We start from the raw sequence: 19,487 nt of genomic DNA, 5'->3' as shown, positions 1-19,487 counted from the left end.
ATTTAGTTAACAACATTGATAATATATTAAACAAAATATTTATTACTTTGTATCAGAACTCCTTTTTCAAAACGTTTGCATTATTATATCCAATCCCCAAACTGATTACATCTCAAAAAAAACTGCCGTTAATGCGATTCGACCGATTAGCTGAAAAGATAAAAATAAATTTTATCTTTAATAGCTAAGAATGCCTAACTTAGTGAAAAGGTCTATGAACCTTTGCTTCAGGCAAGGAGTTCAAATCATTCCTGTTAGAAACAAAGTAAAATTTGCAATGGTTGCGGAACCGAGGTAAGTTCCAGTTATTACAATTAAAGCAACAATGATTCCTCTCCAACCGATCTTTTTAAACTCATCCCAATCCTTACCGATTGAAATACCAACATAAGCAAGGAATGCAGTACAGATTGTAGTCAATTCAACATTGGAAACATAATGAGCTACAAAATCAGAGGTTGGCATGCCTGGAATAGCTATAAGCAAACCGATAATACTTATAAAGATAATTGATTGGATATGGACTGGACAGACCCTTTCAAGAGCCATTCCTGTAAGGGTAACGATTGAAATAATCATCATTCCAATAAATGTGTCAATTAATGGAGTGTGAAATCCCACATAATTTCCAACAGTTACAATGACTGAAAATGCAAAAAGCAATGCGCCCCATCTTTTAAGTTTTCCGGAACTTAATCCGTCTGAAGCATCATCATCCTCTTTTATTTCATCTGGAACATTCTCCTCATCAATGTGCGCTTCGCCTTTACCTAAAATTGGAGATAACCATTTGTACAATTTTTCTGCAATAGGCAATGAAACAAACATACACATGTAAATTCCCAAACAGAATGAAAGAATATTACTGCATCCTGCAAAAGCTTCCAATTGAGTGGCCATATCCGGGTGCAAATGCACCAATGGAACCAATGCAGCGGCATTCATACTTGCACTTCCTATACCTGATGCCATTGCAAAGGCATACGGATGATATGGTATGAGTGAAGTACATATGCTTGACAGGAAACTGATGAATGGAGTACCAATGATTGATCCTATAACAAAAATGGCTAAAACTCCACGTGCCTCTGGAGACTTGAAACCGTATTTATCAATGATGATTCCCAGGTTAGGTTCACGGCAGATGGAACTTGCCATACCGATAACTTCCCTTCTAAAACCTAAAAGCAAAGCAACGGGCAACGCTATGAGAGTGCCCAAATCACCCAAAAGCTGCAAGACCAAGGCAGGCCCTACCTGAAAAATGGCAGAAATGGACTGGCCACTTGAAATGGCTAATTTGGCAAGTAAAACACCAATGAGTAAAACCATTACACCCTCAGCCACATTGGCTTGCTCGGGACCTATAAATTTAACGGATTTCGCCAAATAAAGAGCTAATCCCAATACCAATGAGTATATTAAAGGCAATAACAAGAAACTGATAGTGTCGGTTATCTTAATATCTATAACACCAATGGCCATTGAGATAATGACTAAAATCAATATGGTAATATGTAAATTATACTCTTTCCATGGTGGGCTTTTCTTAATGGCCCTATCCGCTCGACGCCTATACCTGTGTCGCCTATACCTGTGTTGCCTTTGTTGTAATCGTGAATGACTTTTAGAAATAAAATCCCTCCAATAGTCTTGAGCAATACCTTATCAAAACAGATACATTATCAGTTGATGCATCTTAAGTCGCATATGAACAGGTCAAAAACAATATATTCTGTCTTTTTGAAAAGATATTTTATCCCTAAACACTTAATATTGTAATATTCTGATATTTTTCGATAAATTTTAAACATTCGTAAATATAATTCATTATTTACATATAAATATTAATACTTGTTTATATATAAAAATTCACATATGAACTATAAAATCTGTACATTCCAGTACTAAAAAGATATTCGGGTGAAAAAAAATGTCTTCTGATGATGAAAAAACATTTCAAGAAAAAGTCAATGAAATTAAGGACACCGACGAAATCAAAAGAGAAGAAACAATATTAAAAGCCAGCGAAAGAGGTGCAAATGCCAAAATCAGATTCCAGGAAAGAAGACTGGAAAGGAAAAAATCCAGAAATGAAAAAAAACTACAATCCTACCTTAAATCAGCGGAAAAAAGCGTTGATAAAGCTTTAAAAGATGCTGATTTGGAAATTGACGAGTTATCAGAAGAAATTGCTTTAGAAATTAAAAATGAAGAAGGGCCTGAAGACATGATTCTATATAAGGCATCCAGCATTCTAGAGGAAATATACTTAAGGACACAATTAAAAATATTAATGGCTAAAAATGATTTGATTACAAATCTTCAGGATGTTTATGAGGATAATCTTGAATTAGCTGATTATGAAGAAGATGTTGCGGCCCTTAAAGAAAAAACAGACCATTTAATAGGTACCCTGGAAGGAAAAATCGCAACCGAAAAAGAAGAGCTGAAAGAAAAATACGGTGGGGAATAACCCATTTTTTATTTTACTTATAAGAACCGTCTTTCTAATAATTTTTTAAACCATGAAAATAAAAAGTATCAATCATGGCAAACCCAAAAGTACACATAATTTATGCTCATCCAAGTAAAAAATCAATCACACATGAAATAAAAGAGGGATACATTCAAGGGTTAAATGAAAATAATATTCAATACACGATAACAGATTTATATGAATCCAATTTTAATCCAGACATCACAGAAGAAGAATACCTGAGAGAAAACAATAATATCCCCTCACCATTATCCGAGGATATACAGATTGAACAGGAAAAAATAAACAATGCAGTAATATTGACATTCATATTTCCATTATTCTGGATGGATGCACCGGCAAAATTAGTAGGATATTTTGCTAGAGTATTCACCAAAGGATTCAAATACGAGCATGAAGATGGAAGTCCGGCTACAATGAAAACCATGGATGTGACAAATTTCTTAATTAGTGCAGGAAGCAGCTATGAAGATTTAAAAAATGATGGAAAGATAAAAGCATTGGAAACAATATTCATAAAAGACCGCATGGCCGGAAAAACCAAAAAAACTAATATCCATATATTCGACGAAACCACCTATCATAAGGAACTGATATTAAATAATCGTGAAAATTACAAGTTAAAAGCTGAAAAAATAGGCAAAAATACAAACTAATCTTATTTTAAAAAAAAAAGAAAAGAAAAAGTGGAATTATTTTAATTGATAAAATGTAAACACTGATATATTATATACCATCATTAATACAAATGATATACAGAGCAATACTAAACCAACGATAATGATATATTTCGCATGCTTTTTGATATATGCGTCATCGCCTTTAGCGAAGTATAATATCAAACCATAGATTATACCAATTAGTGGGAAACATATTGCAAGAAGATAACCAATGATTGCAAGAATTTTTCCGGAATCCATATTTTCACCTCCAAAAACCCTCTTTATAAATAGGTATTAAAAAAAACATAAATAAAATTTTCGTTTAAAATACTTGACCAAAAAAGAAACAAATAATTTCCATACTTACTAACTTTTTCATTTTGGAAAATCAGTGATGGGATGTGGAATGTTTCATCTTCCTTTTGATAATGATAAACCATTTAAATAAGTAAAATAAGAAAGAATATTAAGGGTTTAATTTAATTCTTTAAACAAACATTTAACGAAAGATAATTTTGTGAAACTCGTTATAGGGTTATAAAAAGAACCCAAAAATAAAACAAATGATAGGAATTATTTATCATGACTAATATGGACAGGATTATCATAAATTTTGCTCCGACAGGAGTGTTGATGCAAAAAAAGATACCCCATTTATCCCAATATCACCTGAAGAAATAATCGAAGACGTTCGTCGCGCTTGTGAAATAGGCATAACCAGTGTTCATTTGCATGCTCGTGACAGAACTACAGGAAAACCTTGCTGGAAAAAAGAGGAGTTTGAAGAAATTATTTTAGGAATACGCGAGTTTGCTCCAGATTTAATTATTGCAGTTACTACAAGCGGCAGAGCGTATGGCGAGTTTTCCAAAAGAACCGATGTATTGAACCTGTCAGGTATGGCAAAGCCTGATATGGCCAGTCTTACACTTAGCTCATTGAATTTTAACAGAACAATCAGTACAAATGAGCCACAGATGATACAGGATATAGTGGCCAAGATGAATGAGAAAGGTATCAAGCCAGAGTTGGAAATTTTTGATCTTGGAATGATAAATTATGCAGAATATTTGACAAAAAAAGGAATGCTGCATCCACCACATTACGCAAATATCATTTTAGGAAATATTGCCGGAGCACAACCCACACTTTTACAGTCCGGGGCTTTAGTGGTAAATTTACCTAAGGATACAATATTTTCTATGGGTGCTATCGGTAGATTTCAGTTACCAACAAACGCCATATCCATAGCAACAGGACACGGTGTCCGCGTAGGATTGGAAGATAACATTTGGTACGATGACGAACGAACAAAATTAGCAAGCAATGAAGATTATCTAATAAGAATTCATCAAATAATGGACCTCTTCAGTAAAAAGTTGTGTCCAAGCAGCGAACTGAGAGAAAGATTAAACTTACAAGAAGGATATGGCAAATACGGAACAAAAACAAAGTAGTATTGTATAAAATTTAATAGTTACCAAGAACTATCTTAAAATGAGATTAACCATAAAATCAATGCGATTTCTTCATTTCTCTCAATAATTTTTTACGGGTAGTCAGCAAATGCAATCCTAGAAATATTAGACTGAAAATTGAAGAGGATTTGTGGATATGTGAAACTTTATGATTTCCAATTTTCAAACTTTTTAATGATTTTTGGCTGGAAAGAATACCTGAAATGATGGTTATTGATAAAGAAATCAGCAAACCCATATTTACGATAAGATCTATGGTTCTTTTAAGATTGTATTTTCCTTTAGGTATTGCTTTAAAATAGTTTTTATTGAATTTTAAATGTAATATAATTAAAAATAATAATCCTATTCCCACAATTTCATGAATTAAAATAGGAAGACTAAGGAATTCCAATATAATTGCGATACCCATTAAAACATCTACAGTAATTTTTTTATTCATCCAATCACCCTTAATATTAATGTTCGTTTACTTCTTATTTATATTTTTAGTCATACCTAAATATTTATTAAACTAATAAAAAAATTATTTTATTATAATAAAGACTAAAAAACACGAACAATTCGTATAAAACGTATGATATAGTTAGCAACCTTATCGATTTCAAGTACTAAAACTCCAAATTATTAATTTTTATAATATATTTGCCGAATTAATCTCTACTTATTTTAAACAACCTATCGGAATAACTTTAATACCATCTGGACGAGTATGTGCTACCTCTCCTCCAGTTAAAACTGCTAAAAAACTAGGATTTCTAACCTGGTCGTTAGCTTCAATCAATTTATTTACTTTCAGTAAATTTTGAGCACCTTCCTCTATCTTAGTTTTGCCTAATTTACATTCAATTAAAGCATATCTTCCATCATTAAGGTGTACAACACAATCGACCTCAACATCGGAATTATCATGATAATAAGATATTGAACCTCCAAATTTAGAAGTATACACGCTCAAATCACGAATACACAAATTTTCAAAAATAAAACCAAAAGTTTTTAAACCATCAATTGTATCAAAAGCTTCGGGACTCATATTTAAAGCAGCTACTGGAATTGAAGGATCTATGAAAACTTTTTTATTGCCCGACCTCATTGATGACTTTGACCTAATATTTGGAGCCCAACCCCTTAAATCTTCAATAACAAATAAGCGTTTTAGGGAATCAACATAGGAATAATAAGTCGGTTTGCTAATATCCCCAAAGTTAGCAGAAATATCAGCCATTATTGTAGTATCCTTAGCTAAAGTAGAATTATTCCTAGCAATAGCTTTTAAAATAACTTTAACCCTATCAGGATCACGTTTAACACCATCAACATTAGAAATATCAGTTTCACATATATTATCTAGATAATTATAAGCAATTAATAATTTATCTTTATTATTTTTTTTGTTTATGGAATCTGGCCATCCTCCACGGCATGCCGCAAAAATCAAATCCTCAATTGTTAAATCGGATTCAATCCCATCAATGTCAATATCTGGATTATTAAATATGCCCTCAATAGAAATTTTTCCGTTCGATTCACCGCTTTCATATAGGCTCATTGGTCTCATAAGCAGCCTATGAATTCTACCAGTTCCTGAATGCATAATTTTAGACTCGTCAACAACTGTGGAACCTGTTAGGATATATAATCCTTCACCTTGTAGTTCATCAACACTGTTTCTAACACCGTCCCATAAAATCGGTGCCATTTGCCATTCATCAATCAACCTAGGTTTTTCGCCCTCCAATAATTTTGAAGGTCTGATGTCCAGCCACATTTGATATTCTTCTTGCCTGTCAATATCTTGAAGTTTTAAAACACTCTTGGCATATTGTTCAGCGGTGGTTGTTTTACCACACCATTTAGGGCCAACAATAAGCACAGCACCAATAACATTCATCCATTGCTCTAGTTCATCATCCAAATACCTATCCATATATTCCATAGAACTGCCTCATTTAACTATTTTTTGATAATATATTTAACTATTTTTTGGTAATATATTTAACTGTTTTTTGGTAATATACTTTTCATTATTTCCATATTTCATTTTACTGTTTGGCCTTCACCAGTGAAAATAAATATATTATCCTAAACTCAAAGCATATATATGGATAAGAAGATTAAATACTTCATTCTTTTAATACTATTAATCGCAAATTTATGTTATCAATGCACTTATAATTTCGGTTTATGGAATATTTTCGTATCTTCTTTAGTTATCATTATTTTATTTTACCAATTTGCAATTTTAGACCTAAATAAAGTTTATAAATTCTTACATTACATTATGATAGTAGTTTGTTTCATTGAAATATATATCGGACTAAAAAACGATGATTGGATTTTGACTTATGGATTTTTCGGTTTTTTATTATTTTTATTATGGGTGTGTCTTGAACCTACATTAAACAGTTTAGCTAGTTTTTTTCTTAGACAAGACCATTTTTCAATCGCTTTAAAATTTGCCAATATTTCCATATTTATATTTGGAAAAAAATCTTATATTTTAGCTATAAAAGGAAGTGCTTTAAATATGTTAAATCGCTACGATGAAGCTTTAGTCTGCTTGGAAGAATCTCAGGAATTGGGATATAATCATCATTTTCTTTATTCGAATTTAGGTTATTGCTGTATTTATTTGGAGGATTATGAAAAAGCACTTGAATACTTTAAATTAGCATCAGAAATTAATCCTAACGAATTTGCATATTTATATAACATTTCACAATTATTAATTCAATTAGAAAAGTATGATGAAGCTTTATCTTATATTAATAAAGCATTTGAATTGAATGAAAATAATGAATTATTAAGTGAACTAATTGAAGTAATCAATAATAAATCTGATTAAGATTAACCTCTGACTTAGCTATTGAAATATTAACTTTTAAAAACAATTTCATATAATGAAACCCAAAAATAACACGAACAATTCGTATAAAACGTATGATATAGTTCGCAACCTTATTGATTTCAACACAACTCCAATAGAAATTTATTCATTAAAATATATTTCATAATTTGCACAGATGTCCTGTATTCTTTTTTTGTTTTCTATTTCCTGTTTGGATTTGTAATAACATTCTGTGAAATATATTATGTTATGTTTTCTGCTTAATATGAATATGAATCTGAATGGTGATCTGTTTCCTTCCTTAATTGATTTGCAACGGAATTTCTTGATTTTGAAAACCGGAAATTTCACTTTTGAACCTAAACCCGGAATCTGATTATACCTATCTTGGGTTAATCTATGGTCTCCCCTTTTCAAATCCAGAAGTAAAACCTTTTTTAACCTTTCAAAGTCCTCTTCAAGTGATGGGCACTTTTTGGTGAGTTTTTTAAATTCCTTATCAAATTTAGGATAAGTCTTAATGGTGTATTCAGTTGTCATATTCTCTAACGCTGTATTCAGGGTCCCTGTAGAAAACATATTCGTAGTCTAAATCCTCATTATCCTCTGCAATCATCCAAGGCATGTCCCCATGGGAGTATTCACTGACTTCTTTTGCAGACAAATCGCCTAAATCATCGATTACTTCATTTATGACACTCAACTCTTTAGTGTTTAGGGCTGATAGGTCTGGAACATCTTTTAAATAGTGTTTATGGATAGTAGTTCCAAAATAAGGTTTTTTTTCGATTGTGATGGATTCGTCATTTATCATCTCATCGATTATTTCATCAATGTGTTGTGGGTATGGACCCCTTTCATATTTGATGTAGGTTTCATTGGTTATGGAGGTTTCATATTTCTCATAATAATTGAAATCTGAAAAATACAATAATTTGCAAATCACGGTTTTTCCAACATTCTTTTTATTTTCACATCTGTTGATAATGTATGAAAGAACTGTTTTGAACTTCTCTTTATCAAATTCCATTGTTTATACCCTCCTTTAATTAAATAATTTAAGATTACACTACGTTGTTTAACTTATTGTTTCTCTTAATTTAAATATTTATGCTTTTTACGAGTTTAAAGCAATTTTGAAGTCATATGAAAAGCAATAGTTTAAGCCATAGCTATGTATACAATAGCCATGATTATATAACAACTCTGGATTTCCTTCCAAACTATGTAACATTAGATGATGAACATAATATTCAATGGATGGATGTTGATGTTAAAAAAAAGAATGGGTTAACAGTAATGTTAACAGAATTTAAATTTCATAAACCTTTGGAGGTTCTCCAGAAAAGTCGGCGATAGTAGCTTTGCCTTCTTTAATGGTAAATACTTCAAATGTCGGATTGTCACCAGATTCATATAATGCCTTTACAAGATCATTAGCATCAATTACCTTTTGTTTTATTTCCAAATCATCGACGAATTCGACTTTTCCAGCAATTCTGATCCATTGGAATTCAGGAGTGGCTGCAGTCATTTCAAAGTTAGGGTTTGCATCCAATTCCCTATACATTGGCTTTTGATTGCTGGTACAGAAGTATGGTTTGTCATCTTCTGCAAAGTAGAATAATATAGGTCTTACTTTTGCATTTCCGTCAAGTCCTGTAGTTGCGAGATATTGCTGAGGGTTTTCAGTTAAGAATTTAATTACGTCTTCCATTCATATCACCTTTATTTATAATACTAAATCTCTTTATTTTGTTTAGCATTAATTATAAATTGGTTTTATACTAAATATAAGCTTTTTGTTACTTTAAAGTTACTAATAACTGATTAGAGTCTTTGGTTACTTTTTCGTAACTAAAATTTTATTAATAATCATCAATAGATAAATTCATATCCAAAATGGAAAGTGTGATATCATGGCTAAATTCGAAAGCAATTACTGTCCGGTAAACGAAACCTTAAAAATCATCAGCGGAAAATGGCACCTTCTAATAATAAGGGATTTGTTTTTCGGTAAAACAAGATTCAAAGAATTTAAGGAAGACAAACCTGCTTTAAGCAATAAAGTTTTAACAGAATGCCTAAAGGATTTGGAATCAAACGGACTGATTTCAAAAACCAATATAGATGACTCCAAAATAACTGAATATTCCCTGACTGAAGAAGGAAAAAGAATGAATAGAATTCTTTATGAACTGGCCATGTTCACTTTAGAAAAAGATGATACCGCAACAGATGACGAATCTGAAGAAATGACAAACATCTTTAAGAACACCCTGAATATTGATTAATACAGGAGAATCATATGAATAAAGAAGAACAGCTTGATTTTCTAATTAATTATTTGATTGATGAGAGAAACGAATCTATTGAAATTCCACAAGACTACAAATCTAAAAGAGATTTGCTTCGATCCTTAATGAATGTAAGAATGCCTTTAAAAATTTCAGATGAATTTCTAAAAGTTCAGGACGATTTCCTAACTGCCGAAACATTAAGTAAAAATTTAACTTCAGTTGAAGATATCAAGGATGTTGCCGGCAAAATCATGCTTTGGCAAGGCGATATTGTAACCTTGAAAGTTGACGGGATTGTCAATGCTGCAAATTCAAAATTATTAGGTTGCTTTATACCTCTTCACAATTGCATTGACAACATGATTCACTCAGCAGCCGGATTACAGCTCAGAGAGGAATGCAACAAAATAATGCAGTTGCAGGGACAAGATGAAAAAGTGGGCGAAGCTAAAATCACAAGCGCTTATAATCTGCCTTCAAAATATGTAATCCATACTGTCGGCCCCGCAATCCCCCATGGCTCAAAGCCTTCCAAAAGCGACTGTGAAGCACTGAAAAGTTGCTACATTTCATGTTTAGAAATAGCCGATGAAAATAATCTTGAATCATTGGCTTTTTGTGGCATTTCAACAGGAGTATTTAATTTTCCACGAGATTTAGCGGCCAAAATAGCTATTGGTACTGTTAGAGAATATTTGAACTCAAATGAAACCAGCTTAAAGCATGTGATTTTTGACGTATTCTCAGATGACAGCTATACAACATACAGGAATTTATTATTCTAGGAGAAGAATATGGAACATTTCGTTAAAAGATTAGACAAGGCATATGATGCCATAAATGATGCAGAATATATTCTTGTTGGTGCAGGTGCCGGATTTTCTGCAGCTGCGGGCATTGAATATTCGGGTAAACGTTTTGAAGACAACTTTAAGGACTTCATTGAAAAATACAGCTTGACCGACATGTATTCTTCCGGATTTTATCCATTCAAAACTTCCGAGGAAAAATGGGCCTACTGGTCCCGTCATGTTTTTATGAACAGATACTCCGTTGGCAAAACCGAATTATATGAACAGTTATTGAATCTGGTTAAAGATAAGGATTATTTCATCCTGACAACCAATGTCGAACATCAATTTTGGATAAATGGCTTTGAGGATGATAGAATCTTTGCAACACAGGGAGACTATGGCATTTTCCAATGCAGCGAACCCTGCCATGAAAAATTATACTCAAATAGGGATTTTGTCTTTAAAGCCGTTGAAAACATTAACGATTGTAGAATCCCTTCCGATTTAATACCAAAGTGTCCAGTCTGCGGAAAGGAAATGGCTTTGAATCTAAGAGTCGACAATACATTTGTTGAAGATGAGAAATGGACGGAAATGTATAATAATTATTCAAAGTATTTGGAACATGTTGATGAAGACAAAAACATTGTATTCTTGGAGTTGGGCGTTGGCTTTAACACACCTTCGATAATAAGATATCCATTTGAACAGATGACATATGAAAACCCGAACACCACATTAATTAGGTTAAATAGAAGCTCATCACAAGCAATACCTGAAAACAAAGATAAGACCATTTGTTTTGATGAAAATATTTCAGAAATATTTGCATATTGGCTTTCAAGGATTTAAATTATCAATTATTCATGGACACATAATTCTTGAATTAACACTTGAAAATACGAACATTTCGTATAAAACTTATAAAAAAGTTCAGATGCTTATCAAAATCAAGTACTAAAACTCGATATGGAATTTATTTTTTTTTAGGATTATAAAATTTTTGAAAGTTATCCAAAATATTAAATCTAAAGGTAACTTTCAATTATTTTAGTTGCGGATTCAACCATCTTTGGACAAAACTCTTTAAATAGATTATTATCCAATGCATATTTAACACCATCTTCAGTTCTAATGTCACAATTAAGTAATTCTCTACAGATATATGATCCGTTTTCCTTTTCGAATTCATCTAAAAATTTTTCACATACTTCATTACTTTTAGTTTTACTTTCTCCATATTTAAGGCCTAATGCCATTAGTGCACCTGTGCAAGCACCACAAACTTCACCTTTACGCATACCACTACCAAAGCATGCGCCGATTTTCAAGGCTTGTTCTTCTGAAAGGCCTAAATTTTGTGAAAATGTTGCAAATACCGCTTGTGAACACACATATCCATTTTCAAATAATTGAACTGCTTTTTCTATATTTTTCATAAATATAATTTTAATTATTTTGACTTATAAAATAATCTGATGTTTATCAATTTCTACCCCTAAACTCAAATATGAACCTTATATAAAGAAATCGCATAAGAACACGAACAATTCGTATAAAACGTATAAAAAAGTTCTGATACTTATCGATTTAAGCACTAAAACTCTAATATGAAATTTATTTTGTAGCGATTATAAATCTTTCATTCAGTTAAATATTTTTTATATTTCATTAGTAAAATTTCAAAATTGCCAACAGTTATAATCAAGGTTCCAATCAGGAATGCATATAAGTTTGAGATAAATATTAACATTATTGCCATTCCCAGAACTGTAAATGTTGTCATTAACAGCAAATCCTTTTTTGTTAATTTAATATTTTGCCTATAATATTGTTTGTTTGCTAAAATTGAAATGTAGAAAACAACTAATGAAACAATCATCAAAATACTTACAAACCAATAATTAACCTCACCAGAATTAATCAGCTCAAAGGAAACAGTGACAAGATTAATGCTTATGATAATAAAATAATGGCTAAACATTAGCCTTAATGATCTCTCAATCCTATTATGTTGCATTAATCTGTGAATTTGAATTACATATGAACCAAACATGGTTATTACAATTAGAAATAGTAAGATTGGCACTACATTAAAGTTGGTTACATCGAAAAATTCTGCCAATCCAACAACAGCCTCACCAAAGGTGATGATTGTCAATAATTCAAACCTTTCAACAAGATGGGGAAAGTTGATGATATTTTTATTAAATTTACCTCTAATGAAAAATGGCAAAAATGCACCTGCCAATACCGCTAAAACATTAATCCAAATTACATAATCTTCAAAATCGAAAATATGGCATAAAATGGCAATGATATAGATGGTACATACAATTGATAGGATTGTTATGGAGTTTCCTGCTGCTCCAGACATTGATTTTTCTTTTTTAGCTTGAATTGCATATAATATTACAACAGTACCTAGCATTATGAGCATGGAAATGTCGAAAGCAAAATACATTGAAGCCCAATCGAGCGAAATGGTATTGGCCATGAAAATAGCTGCAATCATATTTACACAGACTAAAACATAATCATACCATTTCCATTGTCCATAACGGTTAACATAGTTTGTAAAATAAAGCCAGGCTTGGAGAATTACAAAGCAAGTAATCAAATAAGCGAAAAAATTAAAAGGAGGAATTATTCCTCCAATAGGTTCGTTAATCAAGCCGGTCAACTGTGAAATTGCATAAACAAAAATCAAGTCATAGAATAATTCAATCAATTGCACTGGCTTTTTAGTTATTTCCATATAACTAAGTATTGAATTAACAGTTATATTTAGTTAACTAAATGTTATTCTTTGTATATTTCTGCCATACTTTTTCATTATCGTTAGCTGAAACCTTATTGTCCGCCATCACACCTACCAAATCATGAGCAATGTAAGGTTCCTCAAGATAATTCATATCATCGTCGGACAATATTAAATCAACTGCATTGACTGCACCATCCACATGATGCATTTTAGTTGCACCAACTACAGGAGAAGTTACCTTTTTTAAAAGCCAAGCAAGAGAGACTTCAGTCATTGAAACGCCATAATTCTGTGAAATTTCATGTACTCTTTTAATAATTTCCAAATCCAATGATTCTGTGTTTTGATATTTCAATTTAGCATAAAAGTCTTTCTTTAGTCTTTTGGAAACTTCACCAGGCAATCTTGATAGCCTTCCAGATGCAAGTGCGCTGTAAGGTGTTAGGGCAATATTGTCTGTTTTACATAATGGAATCATTTCACGTTCCTCTTCACGAAAAATTAAGTTATAATGTCCTTGAATGGATACGAATTTATTGAAATCATTCATTTCAGCTATTGCATTTGCTTTTGCAAGTTGCCAAGCAAAACAATTGGAAATACCTATATATCGAACCTTGCCTTCTTCAATCACTTCGTTTAAACCTTCCAAAATATCATATATTGGAGTATTGTAATCCCACATGTGATAAATGTATAAATCTATATAATCCATTTGAAGGTTATCTAAGCTTTTATTGACAAGATTGTGGATGTGCTGTTGGCCTGTGACATTGTTTTTAATCTCTTCTTCTGTTCTGGGTAGGAATTTTGTTGCAATTACAACATCTTCACGATTGGCATGTTCATTAATCGTTTTTCCAAGGTATTGTTCAGAAGTACCGTTCTGATAACCAATTGCAGTATCATAGAAGTTTATTTCATGATTTAACCCCTTTTAATCACTTCAATTGATTCTTTTTCAGGCAATGTCCAAGTATGCATACCTGTTGTCGGATCGCCAAAGCCCATACAACCCATACACACTCGGCTAACATTGAGGTTTGAATTTCCAAGTTTAATGTATTTCATGATAACTAATTTTAATAGAGTAATTTAAAAACATATGTATTAAATGAATCTTTCATGTGATTCAAAAATGATTTAATATTAACAATAGATTTGGAAAGTCATTTATATAGATAAAACCTACAATAACACGAACAATTCGTATAAAACAAAACTATATAAAATAAATAGTACAAAATAATATCAATTCATAAGAACATAATATGAATTAAAAACAAAATTGGAGATTTATAAAATGAAAGCCAATGCACAAAAAATAGCTGATGGAGTATACTGGATTGGTGTACTCGATTGGGATTTAAGAACCTACCACGGTTACACATTAGACGGAACCACCTACAATGCATACATTGTATTTGGAGAAGACGAAGTAGCGATTATCGACAACGCTTATCCTGGTAAAACCAAAGAGATGATGGCACGTATCGACGACGCTTTCGCTCAAGAAGGAAGGGAAGTCAAAGTTGACTACATCATCCAAAACCACGTGGAAAAAGACCACTCCGGAGTATTAGTGGACTTGCACAAAAGATTCCCGGAAGCACCAATTTACTGTACCAAAATCGCTGTAAACGGTCTTTTAAAACACTACCCTGCACTTGAAGGCGCTGAATTCATCACAGTAGGAACCGGTGACTCCTTGGATGTTGGCGGCAGAACCTTAGCATTCCTAGATGCGTTCCTATTACACTGGCCTGACAGCATGTTTACCCTGCTTGCAGACGAAACCGGTATTTTATTCCCTAACGATGCATTCGGTCAACACTTATGTTTCACCAAAAGATTTTCAGATGAAATCCCTGAAAATGTCTTAATGGATGCGGCACAAAAATTCTACGCAAACTTGATTACACCTCTTTCAAAATTAGTGCTTAAAAAATTAAATGAAGTAGTTGAATTGGGCTTGCTTGACTCCATTAAAATGATTGCACCATCCCACGGTCAAATCTGGACCGACCCTATGCAAGTAATCGGAGCTTACCAAAACTGGGCTACAGGTGTATGTGAAGACAAAATCACAATCATTTACGATACCATGCACTACTCAACCCAACAAATGGCTCATGAAATTGCAGAAGGTGCAATGTCTGAAGGCTATGATGTTGAAATCTTCTTCCTGCACGAAGATGAAAGATCAGAAATCGTCAAAAGCATCCTGACCAGTAAAGGAATCGCAATCGGAGATCCAACAATCAACGATGTGCCATACCCAAGTATCGGAGACATCATGTACTACCTGAAAGGTCTCTTATTCAACAGAACAGGCATTGTAAGAAAAGCCGTTACCTTCGGTTCAATGGGTGGAAAAGGAGGATCACCAGCAAAACTCGCTGAAGAATTGGAAACCTGCGGATTTGACGTGATTGACACCCAGGAAATCACTTTCGTGCCAAACGCTGAAGAAGAAGAAGCAAGCTACGAATTGGGTGTAAAACTAGCTAAAGCTTGTAAAGAATTATAGACCAAAAAATTAAAACATATATGATAAACCAAGGAGAATGAAATTATGGTTAAATACGAACATGAAATCGGAATTACAAAAGGAACCCCTGTAGAAAACTATGTTGCAGGAAACTTTGAAGGAGAAACCAACGAAGTAGGTATCTATCTTGCCATGTCCAGACAAGCTTCCAGAGAAGGCTATGGGGAATTGGCTGAAGTATTCAAAAGATTAGCATGGGAAGAAGCTGAACACGCTGCCAGATTCTGTGAAATGAACGGAATCATCAAACCTACCCTCAAAGAAAACATCGAATGGATGATGGGTGGAGAAAAAATGGCAAACGCAGAAAAAAGGGAAGCTTCCGAAAAAGCTGCTGAAGCAGGTATCGAAACCGCTGCTGATTTCTTCAGAGAAAGTTCCAAAGACGAAGGCCGTCACTACAAAATCTTAGAAGGAATCTTAGAAAGATACTTCTAAATACCTAAAACTCGAAAGAATTTAATTATTCTTTCACCATTTCTTTTTTTAGTCTTGAAAATTAGTAACAGCTATAGAAAAAATAACATATCTCTCCATAACTGTCAAACTTTAAAATTTATCTTTATAATTCCAAATTAAAACTCCACATATAATAACCAATAAGAGAATTATCAACCAGAAGCTATTGGAATGAACATTAAGGGAATTGACAACATTTGATTGATTAGATGCTGTTGTATTATTATCCAATACGATGCCTGCATCATAAGACAATAAATTGTTGCCTAATGAATAACCGATTTGATTAACGAATTGAGAATCATCAGCTAAATTATCGGAATCTGAATCAATCGTATTATTGCCCTCATAGAAATCATTATCATCATTTATGAGATATAATGTAGTAGTAACATTTTGAACTGATACACTGATGCTGGATATTTTATTGAATGGAGTAAAAGTAAACTTCTCGCCTAATTTAACACTTGTTTTATCCAGGGATCCGGTATTGGAAGATAATGATAAAGTCAAATTATTGAAATTTTTAGAATACTTGGAAATACTGCCGGAAGCAGTATCATTAGAATATAGACTTATATCAACAGTCAGTGGAGTGCCGGCACTATACTCTTTTGGAGAAATGCTTGAATCCAAGAATAAATAGCTTAAAACATCTACATTATTAACATTGACATTATCTGTCTTATTTCCTCCAAACCAACTGTCTTTCAAAGAAACTCCTCCGCCGGAAGAATAAACATCCCCAATAGATTCATTCACATTGGAATTCAGGAATAATGAATCTTTAATTGAAGTGTCTTTGGAATTTTGAGCAAAATAAATGGAATTTAAAGAATTATTAATAAATTCTCCAATAATGCTAACATTTGATGTTGGTTTTTCGAAATAGATTGCACTGCCAAGACCATTGCCATTATTGATGAAAGTGGAATTGATGAAACTGTCAGAAAGTTCATTGTTGAATTTGATGGCTCCACCCTCATCGGCTAAACCGTTCTTAAAGGTTATGCCCTGAATAACAATTTTTTGAGAGTCGACATTGAAAATTCTAGAGTTTCCTTCAGCATCGATGATTGCCTCATTAGCAGGATCATAGAAAATCAAATTCTTATTAATAGTTAAATTTGTGTTTCCTAGACCGGTGTATGTTCCTGGAGCCATATAAATTATGCTGCTTTCATTAGCATTATTGATGGCGTCCTGGAGAGAAGTGAATGGGGCCATTAAAGAACCGTCCCCAGTATTATTATAGCCTATTCCATTAATATCAGTTAGATTATCACTGTTCCAAAGATTAATGAAATACATTAGTGCAAGAAATGAGATTCCACCGATAATTATACTGACTTTCACAATTCTGCCCACATTAGATTCATCCTGAATATGCCTATCATATACTATGTTTTTAACAAAAGCCTGATTATCAATAATCACCTGAATTTTTCCAAAACCTTCCCTCATCTGAACATAATCGAGCGAAATAAACTCACTAGTCACTACTGGAAGAGATAGTGTTCCTAATTCCGAATTAGCAGATATATCCGGTTTTAAAAGTTCAAATAAGGCTGGAAGTCCATCACTAGTAATATTTATGATTACCTCACCAACATTGCCCATTACATGAACTCTATCATCCATACGCATTTGAATAGGGGAATTGTCTACAGCAGACTCATGTCCAATCTTAATATAGTTATTTCTAGTGAAATTAATTTCATTAGCCCCCCACCAATTACTGGATATCGTGCCAGTCACTCCTGAATCAAGATATATGGCTGGGCATTCTGCATCCATTTTATTGTCCACAAATACATTATATTTGATACTGATTTCTCCATCCCCGTCAACATATATTGCTGAACCGGAAGGAATAAGCCCTCCTTCATTAATAGAATTAGTCCTGAAGTTACATTGCTTAATAGTAAATGAACCGGAATTACAGTCTATATACAAGGCCCCACCTTGATTGCGGGCAACATTATTGACAAAATAACAGTATCTTAAAACACCATCATACACTATCTCACCGTCACCATCAATATTTCGTATTTCTTTTGTATAGATTGCACCGCCCCGTTCAGCACTATTAGAAGTAAAAGAGTTACAGTCTGTTTGAATATTAGGAACAGTGGCATCAGTGTGCAATGCATCAGTATAAACAGCACCACCCTTACTTGTTGCGGAATTAGAAGAAAATGAAGAATTGGATAGTGTAATAAGATTGTCAGAATAAATTCCACCACCATCACTTGCACGATTTCTTTCAAATACATTATTGCGGAAAATTCCGTCGCCTATTGATTCCTTATATACCGCACCACCCCTGCCGCTGATGACAGAATTCTCATTAAATTTTGAATTGGTGGACTTCAGGTAATTTGAAGAATAAACAGCACCACCGGATTGTGAAGCAACATTTGATGTGAATACAACATTATCTAAAGTTATTTTTTTACCATAAACAGCGCCACCGGATTGTGAAGCCTGATTGGATGTGAATTTAGAATTTGAAATATCTAAAGTGGATCCGGTATTGGCAAAAATGGCTCCGCCATCACGGGTTGCCATATTATTTGAAAAAGTACAGTTAATGATAGTGACAGCAGAATTCATAGCATACAATGCAGATCCGTCACGCATATTATCCGGACATTGGCCGCTTTGTGATTTGGCATTTTGAAAGACTATATTTTTTAAAACAACATTAGGAGAACTTATTCTAAATATATAAGATTGCATAGCCCCATCAATAATATGATTTCGTCCATCTATAGTAATCGGTATGGCAAGCTTGACTCCATCAAGCCCGAGTTCAGCACCGTCTACAGCTTTATCATACCGGTAATTAGTACTTAAGACAACATTTGGCGAAACTGAAACTGCGAATCTTAATTGAGTGAATGTTGCCCATCCATCCGTAAGGTCACTTTCACCGGAAATATCTTGGTCATATTGATTGGAGTTTTGATTCTCTTCAATATCAATATCATGAGCTAAATTTTCATCATCTGCATCAACTAATGTTTGATTATCAACATCCGACGCATTAATAGCTGAAATCGAAAGAAGCATTATTAACAGACATATGAAAATAATCCCTAACTTATTTCTTAACATATTAACTC

General features: G+C 33.0%; 20 protein-coding genes and 1 pseudogene. 9 read left to right on the top strand and 12 right to left on the bottom strand.

Annotated features, from left to right (window positions below):
- Positions 1 to 240: 240 nt before the first annotated feature.
- Positions 241 to 1,485 carry a DUF3100 domain-containing protein gene (locus tag TL18_RS00525; RefSeq protein ID WP_231483620.1) on the bottom strand — a complete coding sequence of 415 codons (1,245 nt, stop codon included), beginning with the start codon at positions 1,483 to 1,485 and terminating at the stop codon, positions 241 to 243.
- Between the two features lie 448 nt (positions 1,486 to 1,933).
- On the opposite strand from TL18_RS00525, the gene TL18_RS00520 reads away from it, so the two are divergent.
- Both TL18_RS00520 and TL18_RS00515 read left to right on the top strand, forming a co-directional pair.
- Entirely contained in the window at positions 1,934 to 2,476 is a 543-nt protein-coding gene (locus TL18_RS00520; protein ID WP_067039800.1) for a hypothetical protein, read from the top strand.
- 74 nt (positions 2,477 to 2,550) lie between these two features.
- The gene (locus tag TL18_RS00515; RefSeq protein WP_067039798.1) at positions 2,551 to 3,156 is read left to right on the top strand and encodes an NAD(P)H-dependent oxidoreductase; all 606 of its coding nucleotides are present in this window, start codon (positions 2,551 to 2,553) and stop codon (positions 3,154 to 3,156) included.
- 36 nt (positions 3,157 to 3,192) lie between these two features.
- On the opposite strand, the gene TL18_RS00510 is transcribed toward TL18_RS00515, so the two are convergent.
- Complete coding sequence (locus TL18_RS00510; protein ID WP_067039796.1) at positions 3,193 to 3,420, bottom strand: hypothetical protein; 228 nt, start codon at positions 3,418 to 3,420, stop codon at positions 3,193 to 3,195.
- Positions 3,421 to 3,803: 383 nt separating this feature from the next.
- Here TL18_RS00510 and TL18_RS00505 point away from each other — a divergent pair.
- A pseudogene (locus tag TL18_RS00505) lies at positions 3,804 to 4,619 on the top strand (3-keto-5-aminohexanoate cleavage protein); the annotation flags it as partial.
- A 58-nt stretch (positions 4,620 to 4,677) separates the two neighbouring features.
- Here the strand turns inward: TL18_RS00505 and TL18_RS00500 are convergent.
- Positions 4,678 to 5,082 carry a DUF4405 domain-containing protein gene (locus TL18_RS00500; protein WP_067039778.1) on the bottom strand — a complete coding sequence of 135 codons (405 nt, stop codon included), beginning with the start codon at positions 5,080 to 5,082 and terminating at the stop codon, positions 4,678 to 4,680.
- Positions 5,083 to 5,304: 222 nt separating this feature from the next.
- On the bottom strand, positions 5,305 to 6,579 hold the full coding sequence (locus tag TL18_RS00495) for an ATP-binding protein (RefSeq protein ID WP_067039775.1): 1,275 nt from the start codon (positions 6,577 to 6,579) through the stop codon (positions 5,305 to 5,307).
- Between the two features lie 165 nt (positions 6,580 to 6,744).
- On the opposite strand from TL18_RS00495, the gene TL18_RS00490 reads away from it, so the two are divergent.
- A complete protein-coding gene (locus TL18_RS00490) occupies positions 6,745 to 7,488 on the top strand; it encodes a tetratricopeptide repeat protein (RefSeq protein ID WP_067039771.1) in 744 nt (247 codons plus the stop codon).
- A gap of 144 nt (positions 7,489 to 7,632) precedes the next feature.
- On the opposite strand, the gene TL18_RS00485 is transcribed toward TL18_RS00490, so the two are convergent.
- The 3 genes from TL18_RS00485 to TL18_RS00475 all read right to left on the bottom strand — a co-directional run bounded on the left by TL18_RS00485 (position 7,633) and on the right by TL18_RS00475 (position 9,208).
- Positions 7,633 to 8,031, bottom strand: coding sequence for a hypothetical protein (locus TL18_RS00485; RefSeq protein ID WP_067039768.1), 399 nt, complete (start codon positions 8,029 to 8,031; stop codon positions 7,633 to 7,635).
- A complete protein-coding gene (locus TL18_RS00480; RefSeq protein WP_067039765.1) occupies positions 8,021 to 8,521 on the bottom strand; it encodes a Panacea domain-containing protein in 501 nt (166 codons plus the stop codon). Before TL18_RS00480 ends, TL18_RS00485 begins: the two co-directional genes overlap by 11 nt.
- 282 nt (positions 8,522 to 8,803) lie before the next feature.
- Positions 8,804 to 9,208 (bottom strand): pyridoxamine 5'-phosphate oxidase family protein, encoded by a 405-nt coding sequence (locus TL18_RS00475; RefSeq protein WP_067039762.1) that lies wholly within the window; start codon positions 9,206 to 9,208, stop codon positions 8,804 to 8,806.
- 202 nt (positions 9,209 to 9,410) lie between these two features.
- On the opposite strand from TL18_RS00475, the gene TL18_RS00470 reads away from it, so the two are divergent.
- From TL18_RS00470 to TL18_RS00460, 3 genes are read left to right on the top strand one after another with little or no spacing between them, the layout of a single operon-like run.
- The gene (locus tag TL18_RS00470; RefSeq protein WP_067039746.1) at positions 9,411 to 9,785 is read left to right on the top strand and encodes a helix-turn-helix domain-containing protein; all 375 of its coding nucleotides are present in this window, start codon (positions 9,411 to 9,413) and stop codon (positions 9,783 to 9,785) included.
- A gap of 14 nt (positions 9,786 to 9,799) precedes the next feature.
- Complete coding sequence (locus TL18_RS00465) at positions 9,800 to 10,576, top strand: protein-ADP-ribose hydrolase (RefSeq protein ID WP_067039744.1); 777 nt, start codon at positions 9,800 to 9,802, stop codon at positions 10,574 to 10,576.
- 9 nt (positions 10,577 to 10,585) lie between these two features.
- On the top strand, positions 10,586 to 11,437 hold the full coding sequence (locus TL18_RS00460) for a Sir2 silent information regulator family NAD-dependent deacetylase (RefSeq protein ID WP_067039742.1): 852 nt from the start codon (positions 10,586 to 10,588) through the stop codon (positions 11,435 to 11,437).
- Positions 11,438 to 11,613: 176 nt separating this feature from the next.
- On the opposite strand, the gene TL18_RS00455 is transcribed toward TL18_RS00460, so the two are convergent.
- From TL18_RS00455 to TL18_RS11055, 4 genes are all read right to left on the bottom strand, one after another.
- The gene (locus TL18_RS00455) at positions 11,614 to 12,024 is read right to left on the bottom strand and encodes a C-GCAxxG-C-C family protein (protein WP_067039740.1); all 411 of its coding nucleotides are present in this window, start codon (positions 12,022 to 12,024) and stop codon (positions 11,614 to 11,616) included.
- Between the two features lie 203 nt (positions 12,025 to 12,227).
- Positions 12,228 to 13,343 carry a low temperature requirement protein A gene (locus TL18_RS00450; protein WP_067039738.1) on the bottom strand — a complete coding sequence of 372 codons (1,116 nt, stop codon included), beginning with the start codon at positions 13,341 to 13,343 and terminating at the stop codon, positions 12,228 to 12,230.
- 37 nt (positions 13,344 to 13,380) lie between these two features.
- Complete coding sequence (locus TL18_RS00445; RefSeq protein ID WP_231483676.1) at positions 13,381 to 14,247, bottom strand: aldo/keto reductase; 867 nt, start codon at positions 14,245 to 14,247, stop codon at positions 13,381 to 13,383.
- Positions 14,248 to 14,276: 29 nt separating this feature from the next.
- Positions 14,277 to 14,420 (bottom strand): hypothetical protein, encoded by a 144-nt coding sequence (locus tag TL18_RS11055; RefSeq protein ID WP_197031825.1) that lies wholly within the window; start codon positions 14,418 to 14,420, stop codon positions 14,277 to 14,279.
- A gap of 232 nt (positions 14,421 to 14,652) precedes the next feature.
- Between TL18_RS11055 and TL18_RS00440 the strand changes: the two genes are divergently transcribed.
- Together TL18_RS00440 and TL18_RS00435 are read left to right on the top strand one after the other, a co-directional pair.
- Positions 14,653 to 15,879 carry an FprA family A-type flavoprotein gene (locus TL18_RS00440; RefSeq protein WP_067039736.1) on the top strand — a complete coding sequence of 409 codons (1,227 nt, stop codon included), beginning with the start codon at positions 14,653 to 14,655 and terminating at the stop codon, positions 15,877 to 15,879.
- Positions 15,880 to 15,924: 45 nt separating this feature from the next.
- On the top strand, positions 15,925 to 16,338 hold the full coding sequence (locus TL18_RS00435; RefSeq protein WP_067039734.1) for a ferritin family protein: 414 nt from the start codon (positions 15,925 to 15,927) through the stop codon (positions 16,336 to 16,338).
- 111 nt (positions 16,339 to 16,449) lie between these two features.
- Here TL18_RS00435 and TL18_RS00430 read toward each other — a convergent pair whose 3' ends face one another.
- Positions 16,450 to 19,479, bottom strand: coding sequence for a right-handed parallel beta-helix repeat-containing protein (locus TL18_RS00430; RefSeq protein WP_067039731.1), 3,030 nt, complete (start codon positions 19,477 to 19,479; stop codon positions 16,450 to 16,452).
- Positions 19,480 to 19,487 lie beyond the last annotated feature (8 nt).

Origin of the sequence: Methanobrevibacter sp. YE315, from assembly GCF_001548675.1 — an archaeon.
Classification (GTDB): domain Archaea; phylum Methanobacteriota; class Methanobacteria; order Methanobacteriales; family Methanobacteriaceae; genus Methanocatella.
This window is presented reverse-complemented; position numbering and strand designations above follow the sequence as displayed.